This is a genomic window from Comamonas sp. JUb58 (assembly GCF_004364775.1).
Taxonomy (GTDB): domain Bacteria; phylum Pseudomonadota; class Gammaproteobacteria; order Burkholderiales; family Burkholderiaceae_C; genus Comamonas.
Genome location: NZ_SOAL01000005.1, coordinates 188,495 through 206,676 on the forward strand (window position 1 = coordinate 188,495; position 18,182 = coordinate 206,676).

Annotated in this window: 14 protein-coding genes; 6 read left to right on the plus strand and 8 right to left on the minus strand. The window is 65.6% G+C overall.

Annotated features, from left to right (window positions below; all coding sequences use genetic code 11):
• Positions 1-34: 34 nt before the first annotated feature.
• The 3 genes from EDF71_RS07105 to EDF71_RS07115 all read right to left on the minus strand — a co-directional run bounded on the left by EDF71_RS07105 (position 35) and on the right by EDF71_RS07115 (position 3,329).
• The gene (locus tag EDF71_RS07105) at positions 35-1,120 is read right to left on the minus strand and encodes a TFIIB-type zinc ribbon-containing protein (RefSeq protein WP_133855967.1); all 1,086 of its coding nucleotides are present in this window, start codon (positions 1,118-1,120) and stop codon (positions 35-37) included.
• Between the two features lie 161 nt (positions 1,121-1,281).
• Positions 1,282-2,379, minus strand: a complete 1,098-nt coding sequence (locus tag EDF71_RS07110) for an SPFH and helix-turn-helix domain-containing protein (protein WP_133855883.1) — start codon at positions 2,377-2,379, stop codon at positions 1,282-1,284.
• Positions 2,380-2,519: 140 nt separating this feature from the next.
• Positions 2,520-3,329 carry a UPF0149 family protein gene (locus tag EDF71_RS07115; RefSeq protein WP_133855884.1) on the minus strand — a complete coding sequence of 270 codons (810 nt, stop codon included), beginning with the start codon at positions 3,327-3,329 and terminating at the stop codon, positions 2,520-2,522.
• A 216-nt stretch (positions 3,330-3,545) separates the two neighbouring features.
• Here EDF71_RS07115 and EDF71_RS07120 point away from each other — a divergent pair, with 216 nt between their 5' ends.
• On the plus strand, positions 3,546-5,267 hold the full coding sequence (locus tag EDF71_RS07120) for an FMN-binding glutamate synthase family protein (RefSeq protein WP_133855885.1): 1,722 nt from the start codon (positions 3,546-3,548) through the stop codon (positions 5,265-5,267).
• A gap of 69 nt (positions 5,268-5,336) precedes the next feature.
• Positions 5,337-6,203 carry a hypothetical protein gene (locus EDF71_RS07125; protein WP_243854205.1) on the plus strand — a complete coding sequence of 289 codons (867 nt, stop codon included), beginning with the start codon at positions 5,337-5,339 and terminating at the stop codon, positions 6,201-6,203.
• Positions 6,204-6,279: 76 nt separating this feature from the next.
• On the opposite strand, the gene EDF71_RS07130 is transcribed toward EDF71_RS07125, so the two are convergent.
• A complete protein-coding gene (locus EDF71_RS07130; protein ID WP_021025447.1) occupies positions 6,280-7,623 on the minus strand; it encodes a dicarboxylate/amino acid:cation symporter in 1,344 nt (447 codons plus the stop codon).
• A gap of 255 nt (positions 7,624-7,878) precedes the next feature.
• On the opposite strand from EDF71_RS07130, the gene EDF71_RS07135 reads away from it, so the two are divergent.
• Positions 7,879-10,503 (plus strand): PAS-domain containing protein, encoded by a 2,625-nt coding sequence (locus EDF71_RS07135; RefSeq protein ID WP_243854215.1) that lies wholly within the window; start codon positions 7,879-7,881, stop codon positions 10,501-10,503.
• Between the two features lie 46 nt (positions 10,504-10,549).
• Here the strand turns inward: EDF71_RS07135 and EDF71_RS07140 are convergent, their stop codons facing one another.
• From EDF71_RS07140 to EDF71_RS07155, 4 genes are all read right to left on the minus strand, one after another.
• Complete coding sequence (locus EDF71_RS07140; RefSeq protein ID WP_133855887.1) at positions 10,550-11,212, minus strand: response regulator transcription factor; 663 nt, start codon at positions 11,210-11,212, stop codon at positions 10,550-10,552.
• An 80-nt stretch (positions 11,213-11,292) separates the two neighbouring features.
• Positions 11,293-12,279 carry a tripartite tricarboxylate transporter substrate binding protein gene (locus tag EDF71_RS07145; protein WP_133855888.1) on the minus strand — a complete coding sequence of 329 codons (987 nt, stop codon included), beginning with the start codon at positions 12,277-12,279 and terminating at the stop codon, positions 11,293-11,295.
• Positions 12,280-12,346: 67 nt separating this feature from the next.
• Positions 12,347-13,489 (minus strand): acyl-CoA dehydrogenase family protein, encoded by a 1,143-nt coding sequence (locus EDF71_RS07150; protein ID WP_133855889.1) that lies wholly within the window; start codon positions 13,487-13,489, stop codon positions 12,347-12,349.
• A 40-nt stretch (positions 13,490-13,529) separates the two neighbouring features.
• Positions 13,530-15,107: an AMP-binding protein gene (locus EDF71_RS07155; protein WP_133855890.1), complete on the minus strand. Its 1,578-nt coding sequence runs from the start codon at positions 15,105-15,107 to the stop codon at positions 13,530-13,532.
• A 210-nt stretch (positions 15,108-15,317) separates the two neighbouring features.
• Between EDF71_RS07155 and EDF71_RS07160 the strand changes: the two genes are divergently transcribed.
• The 3 genes from EDF71_RS07160 to EDF71_RS07170 all read left to right on the plus strand — a co-directional run bounded on the left by EDF71_RS07160 (position 15,318) and on the right by EDF71_RS07170 (position 18,151).
• Positions 15,318-16,499 carry a thiolase family protein gene (locus tag EDF71_RS07160; protein ID WP_133855969.1) on the plus strand — a complete coding sequence of 394 codons (1,182 nt, stop codon included), beginning with the start codon at positions 15,318-15,320 and terminating at the stop codon, positions 16,497-16,499.
• Positions 16,500-16,565: 66 nt separating this feature from the next.
• Positions 16,566-17,333, plus strand: coding sequence for an SDR family NAD(P)-dependent oxidoreductase (locus tag EDF71_RS07165; RefSeq protein ID WP_133855891.1), 768 nt, complete (start codon positions 16,566-16,568; stop codon positions 17,331-17,333).
• Positions 17,334-17,374: 41 nt separating this feature from the next.
• Entirely contained in the window at positions 17,375-18,151 is a 777-nt protein-coding gene (locus EDF71_RS07170; RefSeq protein ID WP_133855892.1) for a crotonase/enoyl-CoA hydratase family protein, read from the plus strand.
• The last annotated feature ends 31 nt before the right edge of the window (positions 18,152-18,182 follow it).

Below are 18,182 nucleotides of genomic sequence, written 5' to 3' on the forward strand. Positions count from 1 at the left end.
CTAGGGGGTGTTCCACCCCCTGCATCCTGCCCGCTTAACGGCTGGCTGCCATCAATAGCACCAGTACCAGGAGCACCGCCAGCGCGGTGAACAGGATTTTTACCCAGCTATAGGGTTGCTCACCGGCCAACTGGCCGGTGTAGCCATTGGCAAGGATCTGGTAGCTCTTGCTGCCATAGGTGTAGCCCACCAGCCAGACGGGCACCAGTACATGCTTGAACGTGCGGCCCTGGTACTGGCGCTGCACCTGCAGGTTGCGGTAGGTGTCGCCGGGTATCTGGCGCGCACACAGGGCCTCAACCTGCTGGTCCATATCCCCTTCATTGATCGTCGCAGCCCGGTTCAGGTCGATCTGGTAGCGCTCCACGGTCCAGCCGCGCACAAACTCGGGCGAATAGGGTTTCAGATCGGTGCGGGTCGGAAACGGCTCGACCTTGTGCAGCAGCCCCTGGTGCACCCCGACCGTGCCCGCCACCAGCTCATCGTCAAAGAAATGCTGCAGGCTGCCCGATGCCGGCTCCCAGCGCACATGGCGCACCTGGCGCGTGCTGATGTTGCCATTGGCATCGCGGTACTGCTCGGTCGTGTAGTAGTAAAAACCGGCGTCGGCGCGCCACTGGGCCTGCACATGGGCATCAAAGGTCCAGTACGGCAGGTAGATGCCTTTGAGCGTATCGGTCAGCGCCGCGTTCTTGAACTTGTTGGGCGCAAACCAGCGGCTGCCATACCATTTGCGGATCAGGTCGCGCACCTGGCCGTCGCTGATCTTGAAGGGCAGCAGGCTTTGGGGCGTGATCGCATCATTGCGCTCTTCATGCGCCTGGATCGCGGGGGAGCCGCAAAAATCGCAGCGCGACGCCACCCGCCCATCGACAAACACCGAAATCGCCCGGCAGTTCTGGCACTGGTACTCGCGCCGTGCCTCGCCCCAGCCGCGCCCGCTGGCGGGGTTGGCCAACGCAGCCGCCAGGTCCTGCTCCACCACCTCGCCGTCCAGCTGCTTTTGCTGCTCCTCGGTCCAGGGCACCACCGTGCCGCAGTAGGGGCACTTGAGCGACTGGGCCTTGGCATTCCATTCCAGGTTGCCGCCGCACTCAGGGCAGACATGCTTGGCCACCATCGAGGTTGGTGGCGCAAAGGGATCGGTGGCGGGGGTGGGTGAATTCACGGTCAAACTCAGCGTCGGCGCAGAGCAGGTCTGCGCCACGGGTTCTCAAAACGGGGACACACGGACGCGCATGCACCGGCCAAGGCCGCAATGCATGCGCGATCCGCGCAGATTTAGCCGCGCAGGAATTCGTTCAGCGCATCCTGCGAGATGCGCCAGGCGCTGCCAATCTTGCGGCCCTTGAGCGCGCCCGATTCCAGCTCGGCCACCACGTCCTGCACCGTCACGCCCAGTGCCTGCGCGGCCTGCTCGGGGGTCAGCACCTGCACGCCGCCTGCAGCAGGGGCCGCAGGCGCGGCTTGTGCCGCCTGCGCTGCCGCTGGCGAGAAGGGGTCGGCTGCGGCCGCACCCGATGGCTGCTGCATGCCCTTCATCATCTCCTGCGCCATGCCAAAGCCCATGGCCATCGTCGCGGGGATGGTGGCCGCTGCCGCGCCCTCGCCGCCATTGGCCATGGCCTGGCCCATCTGGTACTTCACATAGTCGTTCAGGTTGCCGATCGCGCTCATCGACGAGCGGTTGTCGATCGCCTGCTCCACCTCGGGCGGCACCGACACGTTTTCCAGCAGGAAGCTGGTGATCTCCAGGCCGTATTTTTCGGTGACGGCCGGGTTTATCAGTTGCAGCAGCGCATCGCCCATCTCGGTGTAGCGCTGGGCCACATCGAGCACGGGCACCTGGGCCTTGGCCAGCGCTTCGCTGAAGATGCTGACAATGCGCGAGCGCATGGTGTCGGCAAACTCGTCGAGGCGGAAATTCTGGTCCGTTCCCGCCACTTCCTTGAGGAACTTGGCCGGCTGCACGATGCGGAAGTCATAGGTGCCGAAGGCGCGCAGGCGCACAACACCGAAATCCTTGTCGCGCATCATCACCGGGTTGGAGGTGCCCCATTTGTTGCCGGTGAAGAGGCGCGTGTTGATGTAGTAGACATCGCACTTGAACGGCGAGTTGAAGCCGTACTTCCAGCCGCGCAGGGTCGACAGAATCGGGATGTTCTGCGTCGTCAGCTGGTGGCGGCCAGGGCCGAACAGGTCGGCAAACTGGCCTTCGGAGACAAACTGCACCTGCTGCGATTCGCGCACGATCAGCTGGGCGCCGTTCTTGATTTCCTTGTCCTCATCGGGCCAGCGGTACGACAAGGTATCGCGCGAGTCATCGGTCCACTCGATGATCTCGATCAGTTGCTTGGTGATGATGTTCATGAGGTTCATCGGAGATCCTTGGCCAAAAGAAGATGAAAACCAGGCCATTCTAGAGCCACTGCCCGCCTGGGGCGATGACGATCTGCGGCCGGATGGCAAAACAGCCGCAAAAGCGGCTGTTTGTCAGAGGGAAGGCTTAAGGCGCGCGATCAGGCACTACAGCACTTCTTGAACTTCTTGCCGCTGCCGCAGGAGCAGGGGTCATTGCGGCCAGGCACCTCGCCCTTGACGATGGTGGCCTGGCGCGGGCCCATGCTCTTCCAGATCTGGCGCAGGTCATACACCGCCCAGATGGCTTCGCCAAAGGTCTCCACGCGCTCCTGGCTGGTGCTGGCGGGGCCGTTTTCGTCGTACATGCAGACCGTGGGGGTGCCGGTGTCGTCCTCGGTCAGGGCGACCACCGATTCCAGCGCGTCGTTCAGCCAGCGGGCGGCTTCCTTGTCGCGCGGTGCGGTCCACTCGTCGGCCCAGTTTTCCACCACGAACATGAAACCCAGCGCCCAGACCTGGCCAAACGAAGGGATCTCCTGGCCGTCCAGCTCCTGGCGCTCTTCCTCGGGCAGGCTGGCAATCGCGCCGCGCATATCCATCGCATCGGGCTGGAAGGTGTCGTCATCTTCCAGGCTCTTCACATCGGCGTCGAGCTGGGCGGTCACCTCGTTCCAGCGGATCTGCCAGAGCTCCAGAAAGCGGTCCTGCTGGGCGCGGTCCAGGAAGGCTGGCAGCAGCGGCAGTTGGCCTTCGGCATCGCGCTCGACCAGCTCGCCATCGCCCACCAGCATCGGCAGGTATTCCTCGACCGGCACCGCGCGGCGCGTGCAGACCAGCGCGGTCAGCGCACCGTCCGCAAACTCCCACTGCGGGATCTCTTCGGCGCGCGTGCGCATGTCTTCCAGGATCTGGTCGATCTCGGTCAACTGGTCGTCATTCAATCCTTCGGGGATCTGGGGCTGGGTCATGGGAGCTCTCTCAATAGGGGGCCGCGCAGTGCAAACCCCTGCGTGCTTGCAATGTCACCAGCGCCCCCTATGATGGGTCTGGTTTTGTAACAACATTGCAATGGCAGACGGCCGCTGCGCCAGGCAGGGCCTGCAGTGTAGCGCCACCGAGGCGCCTGTGCTGCAGCCTGGGATTTGGGCGCCCACCCGGCCGGTCTGACCTGCACAGACACCCCCATGAACCAGCTCAACCAGATTTTCCCCGTCCGCTACACCGTGATGGTGCTGTGCATGCTCTTGCTGGTGGTCGGCATCATCGCGCTGCTGATGCAGGCCAGCCCCTGGTGGTGGCTGGCCGTACTGGCCGGCGCCGCCCTTACCCTGCTGGGCCTGCGCGACCGGCGCCAGACGCGCCACGCCATTTTGCGCAACTACCCGGTCATCGGCCATATGCGCTTTTTCCTGGAGTTCATCCGCCCGGAAATGCGCCAGTACTTCATCGAAAGCGACACCGAGGCCTTGCCGTTCTCGCGTGCCCAGCGCTCGCTGGTCTACCAGCGCGCCAAGGGCGACCAGGACAACCGCCCTTTTGGCACGCTGATGGATGTGGGCGCACGCGGCTATGAATGGATCAACCACTCGATGGCACCCACGCGGCTGGACGGCCATGATTTCCGCGTCTGGATCGGCGGCTCGGCCGAGGCGCCCTCGCAGTCGGTGGAGCCCTGCACCCAGCCCTACCATGCCAGCGTCTTCAACATCTCGGCGATGAGCTTTGGCGCACTGTCGGCCAATGCCATCCTGGCGCTGAACAAGGGCGCGCAGATTGGCGGCTTTGCCCATGACACCGGCGAAGGCTCGATCAGCCAGCACCACCGCGTGCATGGCGGCGACCTGATCTGGGAAGTGGCCTCGGGCTATTTCGGCTGCCGCAATGATGACGGCAGCTTCAGCGAAGAGCGCTACATCGCCAACGCCACCCAGCCCCAGGTCAAGATGATCGAGCTCAAGCTCAGCCAGGGCGCCAAGCCTGGCCATGGCGGCGTGCTGCCCGGCGCCAAGGTCACCCCTGAGATCGCCGCCGCGCGCGGCATTCCGGTGGGCATCGACTGCATCTCGCCGGCCCGCCACAGCGCCTTCTCCACACCCGAGGAGATGATGCACTTCATCGCCCGGCTGCGCCGGCTCTCGGGCGGCAAGCCCACCGGCTTCAAGTTCTGCCTGGGTCATCCCTGGGAATGGTTTGCCATCGTCAAGGCCATGCTCAAGACCGGCATCACGCCGGACTTCATCGTGGTCGATGGTGCCGAAGGCGGCACCGGCGCAGCGCCGGTCGAGTTCACCGACCACGTCGGCGTGCCGCTGCAAGAAGGCCTGCTTTTGGTGCACAACACCTTGATCGGCGTGAACCTGCGCGACCGCATCAAGCTGGGCGCAGCCGGCAAGGTCATCACCGCCTTTGACATCACCCGCATGATGGCGCTGGGCGCCGACTGGTGCAATGCCGGCCGGGGCTTCATGATGGCGCTGGGCTGCATCCAGGCCCAGACCTGCCACACCGGCAACTGCCCCACCGGCGTCACCACGCAAGACGGCGTGCGCCAGCAGGCCCTGGTCGTGCCCGACAAGGCCACGCGCGTGGCCCAGTTCCACAAGAGCACCCTGCATGCGCTGCAGGAGCTGGTGCAGGCCGCCGGCCTCCAGCACCCTTGCGAGCTCAATGCCCACCACATCGTGCGCCGCATCAGCGACACCGAGGTGCGCCTGCTGTCCAACCTGCTGCTGCAGGTGCGGCCCGGCGCGCTGCTCGACGATCTGGAGCACCAGCACGACGTCTTCCGCACCTACTGGCCGCTGGCCAGCGCCGAGAGCTTCCAGCCCCTCGCGCAGCCCCATGTCAAACCCTCGGCACCGGCCGACCACCAGGACATGGTGCCCCAGGCGGCAGGTGGGCGCTGAGCGGGCAGCGATAATGCAAGGTTTTCACTGTTGCTGGAGTGGCCGCTGCGGCGTGCGCCCCGCTTGCGCATGACCGATACCGCCTCCCCCTTACAGCCCCCTGCCCCCGCTGACGCCGCGCCCGGCACCTTGCCCGCCGAGCGCCCAGACTATGCCGGCTTTTTGCAGCAGCACCTGGCCAGCCAGAGCTTCAATGTAGTGCGCTACGAGCTGCCGGGCGAATCGGTCTGGCTCAAGAAAGCCGGGCCGCCGATTGCCGCCTGGCGCTACCGCAGCCTGGGCCTGCTGGCGCGCTGGCTGGATGTGCCGGTGCTGCAACCCGTGGTCAACCCCGGCGGGCGCACGGCGATTGCCACCGAGGTGCGGCGCCTGCGCGATCTGCATGCAAGGGGCCTGCGCGTGCCGCTGGTGCTGGCCGATGCGCCCGATGGCTTTCTGATGCGCCACCTGGGCCTGCCCGGTGGCGATACCCCGTCGCTCAGCGACGAGATCGAAGCCGCCGCGCGCCAGGCCCCCGCCTGCACCTTGGCGCTGTGGCAGCAGGGCTTTGCCGCGCTGCAGCGCGTGCATGCCAGCGGCACCTGCCTGAGCCAGGCCTTTGCCCGCAACATGGTGCGCTGCCCCGATGGCGTCATTGGCTACATCGATTTCGAAGACGACCCGCTGGCGACCCTGTCCCCGGCGCTGTGCATCGTCAAGGATGCGCTGTGCTATGCACATTCCACCGCGCTGTTCCTGGACAATGCCGGCACCCTGGAGGCAGCCCGTGTCGACTGGCATGCCTGGCTGGCGCAGACCGAGCCTGCCGTGCGCGCCGCGCTGGAGCGCACCGTGCAGCAGATGCGCTGGGTTGGCAAGCTGCCCAACCAGCGCAAGCTGGGGCGCGATACCTTGCGCCTGCGGGCCATGTACGGCCTGCTGCGCCCGCTGCCCTGAGAATCTGCTTTAAGGCATTTCACAGACAAAAAAATGGCCTGCATCTGCAGGCCATTTTTTTGGAGCGGGGTTGTGATCAGCCCTTGGCGGTATCCACCACGGGAACCTGCACGGGCGCATTCTCCAGCACCGGCTCGTTGTTCAGCACCGCGTTCAACTTGGTGTAGTCCAGCGCGTTTTCCCAGCGCGAGACCACCACCGTGGCGACGGCATTGCCAATGAAGTTGGTCAGCGAGCGGCATTCGGACATGAAACGGTCCACGCCCAGGATCAGTGCCATGCCGGCCACGGGCACTTCCGGCACCACGGCCAGGGTGGCAGCCAGGGTGATAAAGCCCGCGCCAGTCACGCCAGCCGCGCCCTTGGAGCTCAGCATCGCCACCAGCAGCAGTGCAATCTGGTGTCCCAGGGTCAGGTGGGTGTCGGTCGCCTGGGCGATGAACAGCGCCGCCAGGGTCATGTAGATGTTGGTGCCGTCGAGATTGAAGGAGTAACCGGTTGGAACCACCAGGCCCACCACCGACTTGCTGCAACCAGCCTTTTCCATCTTGTGCATCAGCGAAGGCAGGGCCGATTCGGACGACGAGGTGCCCAGTACCAGCAGCAGCTCATCCTTGAGGTAGCGGATCAGCTTGAGCACCGAGAAACCGCAGGCACGGGCCACGGCACCCAGGATCACCAGCACGAAGAGCAGCGAGGTGATGTAGAAGGTGGCGACCAGCTCGGCCAGGTTCAGCAGCGAGCCCAGACCGAATTTGCCGATCGTGAAAGCCATCGCACCAAAGGCACCGATGGGGGCGAGCTTCATCACGATGTTGACCAGCTTGAAAACGGGCTTGGTCAGCGATTCGAGCAGGTTCAGCACGGGCTTGCCGCTGTCACCGACCATGGCCAGCGACACGCCAAACAGCACCGCCACCAGCAGCACTTGCAGAATGTTGTCGCCGACAAAGGGGCTGATCAGGGTCTTGGGGATGATGTCCATGACAAAGCCGGTCAGGGTCATGTCATGCGACTTGGCCACATAGGAGCTGACTTCCTTCTGGTCCAGATCGGCCACATTGATGTGCATGCCGGCGCCCGGCTGCATCACATTGGCCACGATCAGGCCCACGATCAGCGCCAGGGTCGAGAAGGTCAGGAAGTACACCATGGCCTTGCCGAACACACGGCCCACGGTGCTCAGGTGCGTCATGTTCGCAATGCCGGTCACGATGGTCAGGAAAATCACCGGAGCGATGATCATCTTGATCAGCTTGATGAACGCGTCACCAAAAGGCTTCATCGCCGCACCATATTGGGGCTCAAAATGCCCCAACAAGACACCGATGGTGATGCCGATAATCACCTGGAAGTACAAAGTCCGGTAAAAAGGCGGTGCCTGTACGGGCGCCTGGCTGGCGGTGGTATCGATCTGCATGGTGGGGCTCCAAAGATTCTCGGCACCAACTCGGTGCGCTGAGGCGCGTTTGTATCCCAGCCCTTACAGATTGCCCATTAGACATTAGTATTAGGCGCCGCCTTCCTAGAGCTACGGAAAACCCAAACCCAGGGAAACTACCTAGGTCTTCGTTACATGTTTCCGATCATTCCCCGCCGTTCCCTGCAATCCCTGTGGACCTTCTGTGCCGTGCTGCTGAGCACGGCCGCTGCCGCTGCGGGCGCCTGGCACTGGATGCTGCAGCACAGCCTGGCCGAGGAGAACCTGCAGGCCCACCGCCAGCTGAGCCTGTATGCGCAGGCGCTCAGCCAGCGCCTGGACCGCTACCGGGTGCTGCCCGATGTGCTGGCGCTGGATGCCGAGCTGCGCGAGGCGCTGAGCAGCCCGCAAAGCCCCGAGCAGGTGCTGCGCCTCAACCGCAAGCTGGAACAGGCCAACGGCGCCAGCCTGGCCTCCACCCTCACCTTGATCGATGCCCAGGGCGTGGCGCTGGCCGCCAGCAACTGGCGCACGCCGTCCAGCAATGTGGGTGAGGACTACAGCTTTCGCCCCTATGTGCAGCTGGCGCTGGCCCAGGACAAGGGCAGCTTCTACGGCATTGGCGTGACCACCGGCGAGGCCGGCTACTTCCTCTCGCGCGCCATCACCAGCGATGCCGGCGGCCAGCACCGGGTGCTGGGCCTGATCGCGATCAAGATCGTGCTGCTGGAGCTGGAGCGCGAATGGATCCAGAACCCCGACATCGTGCTGGCCAGCGATGCCAACGGCGTCGTGTTTCTGGCCAGCAACGAGGACTGGCGCTACCGCAAGCTCAAGCCCATCGACGCCAGCGCGCAGCTGGAGATGGACCGCACCCAGCAGTACCGCAGCCAGCCGCTCAAATCCATGCGCTATGCGCAGCAGCAGCCGCTGGACGAAGGCGGCGCGCTGGTGCAATGGCAAGACCCGGCCGTGGGTCGCAAGCTCTGGCAAAGCCTGGCCTTGCCCGACACCGGTTGGCAGCTGCACATCTTGCACGATGTGGACAACAGCGTGGCGTCCGCCTGGTGGGCCGCTGGGGCGGCCGGCGGCAGCTGGCTGGCGCTGTCGCTGCTGCTGCTCTATGCGCGCCAGCGCCAACGCCTGTCGGCCCTGCGCCAGCGCAGCCGCGAGGAGCTTGAAGCCTTGCTCAAGCAGCATGCGCAAGAGCTGCGCAGCGCGCAGGATGGTTTGGTGGTGGCCGCCCACCAGGCTGGAGCCGGCCACAGCCCGAGCCTGGAACACCTGCCCCAGGGCGTGATCGTGATCGATGCCGCGCTGAACCTGGTCGCCTGGAACTCGCGCTACCGGGAGCTGTTCCGGCTGCCGGCGGGCCTGTTGAAAGTGGGCATGTCGGTCGAGGAGCTGTACCGCTACAACGCACGCCGGGGCCTGCTGGGCTCGGGCGATATCGACGAGGCCATCGAGCGGCGCATGCAGTTCTTGCGCAGCGGCAAGCCCCATGCACGCGAGAGCGAAAAGGCCGATGGCACCGTGCTGGAGATCCGGGGCAACCCCCTGCCCGACGGCGGCTTTGTGACCAGCTATGCCGACATCACCAGCTACAAGAATGCGGCACGCGAGCTGCGCTCTCTGGCCGACGCGCTGGAAAAGCGCATTGCCGACCGCACCGAAGACCTGGCCCAGGCCAAGCGCGAGGCCGAGCAGGCCAACCGCTACAAGTCTAAGTTTGTGGCCGCCGCCGTGCATGACCTGCTGCAGCCGCTGAACGCCGCGCGCGTGTTTGCCTCGCTGCTGCGCCAGCATGTGCAGGGCGACAAGGCCTTGCAGCTGGCCAGCGATGTGGAAGGGGCGCTGGCCTCGCAGGACGACATCCTCAACAGCCTGCTCGACATCGCGCGCATGGAATCGGGTCAGCTGGAGGTGAACCGCCGTGACTTTGCGCTGCAGCCCATGCTGGCCCAGCTGGGCAGCAGTCTGGGCGTGCTGGCCCAGGGCCATGGCCTGCGTCTGCAGGTCATTCCCTGCCGCGCCATGGTGCACAGCGACGAGGCGCTGCTGCGCCGCATCGTGCAGAACTTTTTGTCCAACGCCATCCGCTACACGCGCCACGGCCGCATCGTGCTGGGCTGCCGCCGCGTCGGCCAGCATCTGCGCATCGAGGTGCATGACCAGGGCCCGGGCATCCCCGAGAGCCTGCACCGCGAGATCTTTGAGGAATTCCGCCGGCTGGAGACCGGCCGCCAGCATGACCGGGGCGCCGGCCTGGGCCTGGCCATTGTGGACCGCCTGGGGCGCCTGTTGCAGCACCCGATTGGCCTGCGCTCGACCCTGGGCCGGGGCTCGGTGTTCTGGGTCGAGGTGCCCTTGAGCCTCAGCGCCTTGGCCCCGGAGCCAGCGCCCCAGGCTGCCGAGGCAGCGCCTGCGGGCGGCCAGGCCGCACCGCTGCAAGGCGCCAGCGCCTGGTGCATCGGCCAGGCCGCCATCAGCGGCACTGCGCCGCTGCTGCAGCGCTGGGGCTGCCAGGTGGCGCAGCATGCCGATGCCGAGACGGCCTTGGCGCAGGCGCGCAGCGGCCAGGGCCCTTGGCCCGCCTTTGTGGTGGTGGATGCGGCGCATGCCACGCCAGCGGCCATCCGGGCCTTGCTGGCCTGCGGGCCCAAGACGCCGGGCGTTGTCTGGCTCAGCGCGGATGCCGATCAGCAAGATGCCGCCAGCCAACAGGCCAGTGCGCTGGGTTGGGGGGTGCTGACCCAGCCCGCGCGGCCAGCCGCTCTGCGTGCGCTGGTCGGCCAGCTGCTGCTAAGAGCCGGTAACACGACCCAGCAAACCGAAGGTTTGCGGTTGAGACTAGGCGTCAAGCCGCAGGCAGTACAGTAGTACGACAAGGCTTGGCAACGACGTATCAAGGGTTGTGTTAGCGGCTCTAAGGCAGCGCTGAGTCGTCGGTGGGCATACCGCCGTCGGCCTCCAGGTTGCGCACCAGCACGGCGACCTGGGTGCGGCTGTGGCAGCCGAGCTTTTTCAGGATCGCGGTCACATGCACCTTCACGGTGTGCTCGGTCACGCCCATCTCCTGCGCAATCTGCTTGTTGAGCAGGCCATCGGCCAGGTACAGCAGGGTCTTGAACTGGTGCGGGGTCAGCTGCGCCAGGCGGGCGGCCAGCTCGGCATCCTCCTGCGACAGCTCGGCCGCCATCGAGGGGAAGACGGTGTCACCTTCCAGCACTGCCTCGATCGCTGCAGTGATGGCATCGGCCGCTGCGGCCTTGGAGATGAAGCCCGAGGCGCCAAACTGCTGGGCGCGGCGGATGATGCGCGGGTGGTCGTTGGACGAGATAACCACCACCGGCAGCTGCGGGTAGGCACCGCGCACATGCAGCAGCGCCGAAAAACCATGGGTACCCGGCATCGTCAGATCGAGCAGCACCAGCTCGATGCCAGGGTGGGCCGCCAGCGCCGCGCTGAGCGAGCTGGCACTGGAGGCTTCCAGCACCTCGAAGGCGCCAAAACGCCCCCGGATCACCTGCACAACGGCAGCGCGAAACAGGGGGTGGTCATCGGCAACAAGCAAGGCGGGAGGGGACATAGGCGATAGTCTGCCATGGCTGGGCTTCTCCTGTACGGCGCCACCTCCCTGAAGTCCCGTTAAAGCGCTGTGTTTTCGCGTCAATCCATCGAGATCTTCGCCGCATCGACAATCGATTTCCAGTGCGCCGCATCGCGGGCCAGCAGCGGCTTGAACTCCGCCGGCGTCGAGCCCACGGGGATCAGGCCCATGTCCAGCAGGCGCTTGCTGATCTCGGGCATCTTGACGATGGCGGCCAGCTCATTGCCCAGTTTGTCCACAATCGGCTGCGGGGTGCTGGCCGGCACAAAGTAGCCAAACCAGCCATTGGCTTCAAAGCCGCTGTAGCCGGCCTCGGCCATGGTCGGCACATCGGGCAGCGCGGGGTGGCGCTGCGCGCCGGTCACCGCCAAAATGCTGACCTTGTCCGATTTGATATGCGGGTAGGCAGCAGCCGCGTCAATGAAGGCCGACTCCAGCTTGCCGCCCAGCATGGCCGCCATTTCGGGGCCCGAGCCCTGGTAAGGCACGTGGACCATGTCGATGCCGGCCTTGAGCTTGAGCTGCTCGCCATGCAGGTGGGACGAGGTGGCATTGCCGTAGGAGCCGTAGTTGAGCTTGCCCGGCTGGGCCTTGGCCTTGGCCACGAACTGCTGCAGGCTGGTGATGCCCGAGCTGCGCGGCACAAACACCAGGTCGGCCGATTTGACCGCCTGCGACACCGGCGCCAGGTCGCTCAGCTGGTATGGCACCTTCTTGTACAGCGCGGGGATCTGCACCAGCGCCGTGATGCCCAGCAGCACCGTGTAGCCATCGCCGGGCGCCTTGGCCACCAGGTCGTTGCCCATCATGCCGCTGGCACCGGGCTTGTTGTCCACAATCACCGGTTGGCCCCAGCGCTGCGACAGCTGGGTGCCCATCAGGCGGGCAATGATGTCGGTGCCGCCCCCTGCCGGGTAGGGCACCACCAGCCGGATGGGCTTGCTGGGGTAGTTGTCGGCGGCCAGGGCGCTGCCGGTGGCAAGCACCAGGGCAGCGCAGGCTGCAGTGGTGAGCACACGGCCCAGGGCCGAGCGGCGGTTTTGCATGGTTTGTCTCCTATTGCTGGTTATGCCGCTGGCGCGCTCTGTGGCGTGCTCGGGGCGCTGGTCATGATCAAAGCGTTCGGGCAATGATTTCCTTCATGATCTCGTCGCTGCCGCCGTAGATGCGGCCAATGCGGGCATCGGTCCAGGCCCGGCCGACCTGGTACTCGGTCATGTAGCCGTAGCCGCCATGCAGCTGCAAAAATTCGTCGAGCAGCTTGTTCTGCAGCGCCGTCGCATTGAGCTTGACCATGGCCGCGCGGTCCGGGGTCAGATCGCGCGTCAGGTGCAGGCGCATGCAGTCATCGACAAACACGCGCAGCATCGTCGCCTGGGCCTTGGCCTCGGCCAGCTTGAAGCGGGTGTTCTGGAACTCGAACACCGTCTGGCCAAAGGCCTTGCGCTCGCGGGTGTAGTCCACGGTCTTCTGCAAAAAGGCCTCGATCGACATGGCAGCGCGCACCGCCACCACCAGGCGTTCCTGCGCCAGCTCGTGCATCAGGTACTTGAAGCCCATGTTCTCTTCGCCCAGCAGGTTGCCCACCGGCACGCGCACGTCGTCAAAGAACAGCTCCGAGGTGTCCTGCGCCATCAGGCCGATCTTCTCGAGCTTGCGGCCCTTCGCAAAGCCGGGGGTGCCGTCTTCGACGACGATCAGCGACACGCCCTTGGCCCCCAGATCGGGCGCCGTCTTGCAGACCACGACGACGATCTCGGCATTGATGCCGTTGGTGATAAAGGTCTTGGCGCCATTGATCACATAGTGGTCGCCGTCGCGCTTGGCCGTGGTGCGCACCGATTTGAGGTCGCTGCCCGCGCCGGGCTCGGTCATCGCAATCGCGCCAATCATCTCGCCGGCTGCCATCTTGGGCAGCCAGCGGTCCTTTTGTGCGGTGTTGCCATAGGCATGGATATAGGGCGCAACGATGTCCGAGTGCAGCGGAAAGCCCAGGCCGCTGGCGCCCGTGCGGGCGATCTCTTCGATCAGCACGGCGGCATGGCCAAAGTCGCCACCGCTGCCATAGGGCTCGGGCAGCATGGTGTTCAAGAGGCCTTCGCGGCCGGCCTTGCGCCAGACCTCCTTGGGGACGATGCCATCGCGCTCCCACTGCGCATGGAAGGGCACGATCTCCTTGTCAAAGAAATGGCGGACGGCATCACGGAACTGCAGATGGTCTTCGCGGAACACGCTGCGTTGGGTCAGGTCTTGCATGGTGGTCAAAAGTGGAATGAAGAAAAATGAATGAAGGGCATCAGCCCTGGGCGCCGCTGGCACTGCGCAGGCCAAAGCCCGCCTGCGGCGCCTCCTTGAAACGGTCCTTGAGCACGCGGCGCAGCAGCTTGCCGGTCTCCAGCCGGGGCAGGCTGGGCTCGAACACCAGGCGCTGCGGCCGCTTGACCTTGGACAGGCTGCCAGCGGCCTGATCGACAATCGCGCGCGCCATCGCCTCGTCGGGCGCAAAGCCAGGCTTGAGCACCACAACGGCCAGGGTCTGCTCGCCAAAGTCCTCATCGGGCACGCCGACGACGGCCACCTCTTCCACGGCCGCATGCTGGGCCAGCGCGTTCTCGATTTCTTGCGGGTAGAGGTTGACCCCGCCCGACAAAATCAGGTCGGCGCGCCGGTCGCTCAGGAACAGAAAGCCTTCGGCATCGACATGGCCGATATCGCCATAGGTGGCCCAGCCGCGCGCATCAATGGCCTCGCGCGTCTTGCGCTCGTCATTGAGGTACTGGAAAGCGCCGCCGCCCGAGAAATAGACCCGGCCCACCTCGCCCACGCCCAGCTCCTGGCCTTCGTCGCCGACGATGTGCAGCTGGCCGCTGATTGCCCGGCCGACCGAGCCCGGCCGTGCCCGCCACTGGGCCGAATCGATCAAGGTGGTGCCGCAGCCTTCGGAGCCGGCGTAGTACTCCAGCAGGATGTCGCCCCACCAGTCCAGCACGCCCTGCTTGACGGCCACCGGGCAAGGTGCTGCCGCATGGATCGCCACGCGGTGGCTGTCCAGCCGGTAGCGGCGCTTGACCTCATCGGGCAGCTTGAGCAGGCGCCCCAGCATCGTTGGCACCCACTGGCTGTGCGTGACCTGGTAGCGCTCGATCAGCGCCAGCGCCTGCTCGGGGTCAAAGCGGCTCATGATGATGGCCGAGCCGCCGACATCCAGGGTGCGCAGGCTGTAGCGCAAGGGCGCTGCGTGGTAGAGCGGCGCGGGCGAGAGGTAGACGGCATCTTCATCAAACCGCATGCTGCGCATCCATGCGGCGACTTCGGGGTCGCGCTGCGTGCGGTATGCCGCCGCCAGCAGCGGCTTTTTGATGCCCTTGGGCCGGCCGGTGGTGCCGCTGGAATAGAGCAGATCGCGGCCCAGCGGGCGCATGGCCAGGTCGATCTCTGCGCCCTGGGGCACAGCCGCCAATGCATCGGCCAAGGGCGCCACGCCAGGCGTATCGCCATCGACCGAATAGCAGGCCAGCGCCAGGCCCTGCACCGCCTCTTGCGCGGTCGGCCAGGTCTTGCTGGAGACCAGCAGCATCTTGGCGCCGCTGTCCTGGGCGATATAGGCCACCTCGGCAGCGGTCAGGTGGGTGCTGATGACGGCGGCATACAGGCCGGCCAGCCGCGCGGCCAGCACCAGTTGCATGATTTCATAGCGGTTCTCCAGCAGCACCGCGATGGTCTCCTCGGCCTGCAGCCCCTGCTGTGCCAGCCACTGCGCCATCTGCTCGGCGCCCTGCGCTATCTCGCCGGCGGTGTAGCGACGGCCGGTGTCGGCCTGCGTCAAAACCACCCGCTCGGGCTGGGCCTGGGCCCAGCTGAAGAAGTTGTGCATCTCCTCGGTCTCCGTGGTGCACAGCTGACCGCCGCACGCAATCACCTGTGTTACATCTTTACTTTAATTTTGAATCTCTTGTCTCGAATTTCTTCGTTCCACGGACAGTATCTGGCGTTTTTTTCGATTTTTGCTGCGGGTAAATACCAGTATGTATTCAGTTTTTTGAAACCTATTATTAATTTAATGATCCACAAGTCTCATTAAATGATGAAAACACCCGTCATAGTCGATGCCATCCGCAGCCCCATGGCCCGGGCCAAACCCGATGGCGCCCTGGCCGAAGTCCACCCGGTCGACCTGCTCTCCCAGGTGCTGGAACAGCTGGTGGCCCGCAACCAGCTCGATCCCGCGACCGTTGATGACGTGATCTGCGGCTGCGTCAGCCAGGCGGGCGAGCAGGCGGGTACGCCCGGGCGCCTGGCCTGGCTGGCTGCGGGCCTGCCCACCCATGTGCCCTCGACCACGATCGACCGCAAATGCGGCTCCAGCCAGCAGGCGGTGCACTTTGCGGCGCAGGCCATCATGTCCGGCATGCAGGACATCGTCATCGCCTGCGGTGTCGAATCGATGAGCCGGGTGCCGATGGGCAGCTCGCGCATGGGAAAGAACACCACCGGCCCTCGCTTTGACGAGCGCTATGCGCCGGGCCTCGTCGGCCAAGGGGTGTCGGCCGATCTGGTCGCCGCCAAGTGGGGCCTGTCGCGCAGCGATCTGGATGCCTATGCCGCCCGCTCGCACCAGCGCGCCCATGCCGCCCAAAGCAGCGGCGGCTTTGCCCGCGAGATCGTGCCCATCCGCAGCCCGCTCGGCCTCGTCAGCGCCGACGAGACCATCCGCGCCAGCACCACGCCCGAGAAGCTCGCCGGCCTCAAGGCCGTGTTCGAGAGCGAAGAACTCTCGGCCCGCTTCCCGCAGATCCAGTGGAGCACCACGGCCGGCAATGCCTCGCAGATGACCGATGGTGCCAGCGCCATGCTGATCATGAGCGAGGAGCGCGCCTTGCAACTGGGCCTGCGCCCACGCGCCCGCTTTGTGGCCTTTGATGTGGTCGGCGATGACCCGCTCTACATGCTGACCGCCCCCATCCCCGCCACCCAGCGCGTGCTGGCCAAGGCGCGCATGCTGCTGGGCGACATTGCGCACTACGAGATTAACGAGGCCTTTGCCTCGGTGCCGCTGGCCTGGCAGAAAGAGCTGGGTGCCGATGGCGAACGCCTGAACCCGCGCGGCGGCGCGATTGCACTGGGCCACCCGCTGGGCGCCTCGGGCCTGCGGCTGATGACGACGATGCTGCATGCGCTGGAAGACAGCGGTGAGCGCTATGGCCTGCAGTCGATGTGCGAGGCAGGCGGCATGGCCAACGCCACGATTATTGAGGTACTGCGCTAAGCGCCTCAGAGAGCCATCACAACGGCTCCATCGGATTGAACGTTTGAACTGACAAGGATTTTTGAGATGCAATTGACCCAAGGAATGACCGCCCTCGTGACCGGCGGCGTATCGGGGCTGGGCGAAGCCAGCGCTGTGGCCCTGCTGGAGCGCGGCCTGAACGTGGTGGCGGTGGACCTGAACGAAGAGCGCGGCGCGGCGATGGAAAAGCAGTACGCCGGCCAGCTCAAATTCATCAAGGCCGATGTGGCCGATGCCGAGCAGATGCAAAAGGCCGTGTCTGCCGCGCAGGCCTGGGGCCAGTTCCGTGCGCTGGTGCACTGCGCCGGCATCGGCGGCCCGGTGCGCCTGATCGAGAAGGACGGCAGCCCCGGCTCGCTGGAGAAGTACACGAACATCATCCGCATCAACCAGATCGGTACCTTCAACACCTTGCGCCTGTCGGCTGTGGCGATGGCGCAGAACGAGCCGCTGGAAGGCGAGCGCGGCGCCTGCGTGCTGACCGCCTCGGTCGCAGGCTATGAAGGCCAGATCGGCCAGATCCCCTATGCCTCGTCCAAGGCCGCCGTCATTGGCATGACCATCGTCGCCGCCCGCGATCTGGCCTCCAAGATGATCCGCGTCTGCACCATTGCCCCGGGCTTGTTCGACACCCCCATCCTCGCCAAGCTGCCCGAGAACGTGCGCCAGTCGCTGGCCGCCTCGGTCCCCAACCCGGCACGCCTGGGCCGCCCGCCCGAGTACGCGATGACGGCGCTGCACATTTTGGAGAACCCCATGCTGAACGGCGAAACCATCCGCCTGGACGGCGCCATCCGCATGCAACCCCGTTGAACCGCACTGCCCTGCACCCAACAGCCTGTTGAAAGGTCCCCATGTCTGGCTCTGAAACCGCAGAACTCCTGGTCGAAACCCGTGGCCCGGTGCTCATCATGCAGCTCAACCGCCCCCAGGCGCGCAATGCCGCCACCCTGGAGATGGCCGAGGCAATGGCCAGCGCGCTGGATGCGCTGGACAGCCAGCCGGAGCTGCGGGTCGGCATCATCACCGGCGCGGGCGGCAGCTTTTGCGCCGGCATGGACTTGAAGGGCTTTTTGCAGGGCAAGCGCCCCAGCCTGCCGGGGCGCGGCTTTTGCGGGCTGACGATGCGGCCACCGGCCAAGCCGCTGATCGCAGCGGTGGAAGGCTATGCACTGGCCGGCGGCTTTGAGGTGGCCCTCGCCTGCGACCTGATCGTGGCCGCGCGCGATGCCAAATTTGGCCTGCCCGAAGTCAAGCGTGGCCTGGCCGCATCGGCCGGTGGCCTGCTGCGCCTGCCCAAGCGCCTGCCCTACCACGTGGCGATGGAATGCATCCTCACCGGCGACATGTTTGGCGCCGAGCGCTTTGCCGAGTTGGGCCTGGTCAACCGCCTGACCGAGCCCGGCGGCGCACTCGATGCCGCGCTGGCACTGGCGCAGTCCATTGCCGCCAATGGCCCGCTGGCCGTGGCCGCGAGCAAGCAGGTGGCCAGCCAGTCGGGCGAATGGCCGCTGGCGGAGATGTTCGACCGCCAGGCCGAGATCACCGCGCCGGTCTTCAGCTCGCAGGATGCGCGCGAAGGCGCAGCCGCCTTCGCGGAAAAGCGCGCACCGGTCTGGAAGGGTGCCTGAACCCCGTCCAACACTCTCAGTTGCACAGCCC

Bases quoted from the DNA above. Each gene is read 5' to 3' on its own strand.
- EDF71_RS07105 (WP_133855967.1), bottom strand. From the start codon at position 1,120: ATGGTGGCCAAGCATGTCTGCCCTGAGTGCGGCGGCAACCTGGAATGG.
- EDF71_RS07110 (WP_133855883.1), bottom strand. From the start codon at position 2,379: ATGAACCTCATGAACATCATCACCAAGCAACTGATCGAGATCATCGAG.
- EDF71_RS07115 (WP_133855884.1), bottom strand. From the start codon at position 3,329: ATGACCCAGCCCCAGATCCCCGAAGGATTGAATGACGACCAGTTGACC.
- EDF71_RS07120 (WP_133855885.1), top strand. From the start codon at position 3,546: ATGAACCAGCTCAACCAGATTTTCCCCGTCCGCTACACCGTGATGGTG.
- EDF71_RS07125 (WP_243854205.1), top strand. From the start codon at position 5,337: ATGACCGATACCGCCTCCCCCTTACAGCCCCCTGCCCCCGCTGACGCC.
- EDF71_RS07130 (WP_021025447.1), bottom strand. From the start codon at position 7,623: ATGCAGATCGATACCACCGCCAGCCAGGCGCCCGTACAGGCACCGCCT.
- EDF71_RS07135 (WP_243854215.1), top strand. From the start codon at position 7,879: ATGCTGCAGCACAGCCTGGCCGAGGAGAACCTGCAGGCCCACCGCCAG.
- EDF71_RS07140 (WP_133855887.1), bottom strand. From the start codon at position 11,212: ATGTCCCCTCCCGCCTTGCTTGTTGCCGATGACCACCCCCTGTTTCGC.
- EDF71_RS07145 (WP_133855888.1), bottom strand. From the start codon at position 12,279: ATGCAAAACCGCCGCTCGGCCCTGGGCCGTGTGCTCACCACTGCAGCC.
- EDF71_RS07150 (WP_133855889.1), bottom strand. From the start codon at position 13,489: ATGCAAGACCTGACCCAACGCAGCGTGTTCCGCGAAGACCATCTGCAG.
- EDF71_RS07155 (WP_133855890.1), bottom strand. From the start codon at position 15,107: ATGCACAACTTCTTCAGCTGGGCCCAGGCCCAGCCCGAGCGGGTGGTT.
- EDF71_RS07160 (WP_133855969.1), top strand. From the start codon at position 15,318: ATGAAAACACCCGTCATAGTCGATGCCATCCGCAGCCCCATGGCCCGG.
- EDF71_RS07165 (WP_133855891.1), top strand. From the start codon at position 16,566: ATGCAATTGACCCAAGGAATGACCGCCCTCGTGACCGGCGGCGTATCG.
- EDF71_RS07170 (WP_133855892.1), top strand. From the start codon at position 17,375: ATGTCTGGCTCTGAAACCGCAGAACTCCTGGTCGAAACCCGTGGCCCG.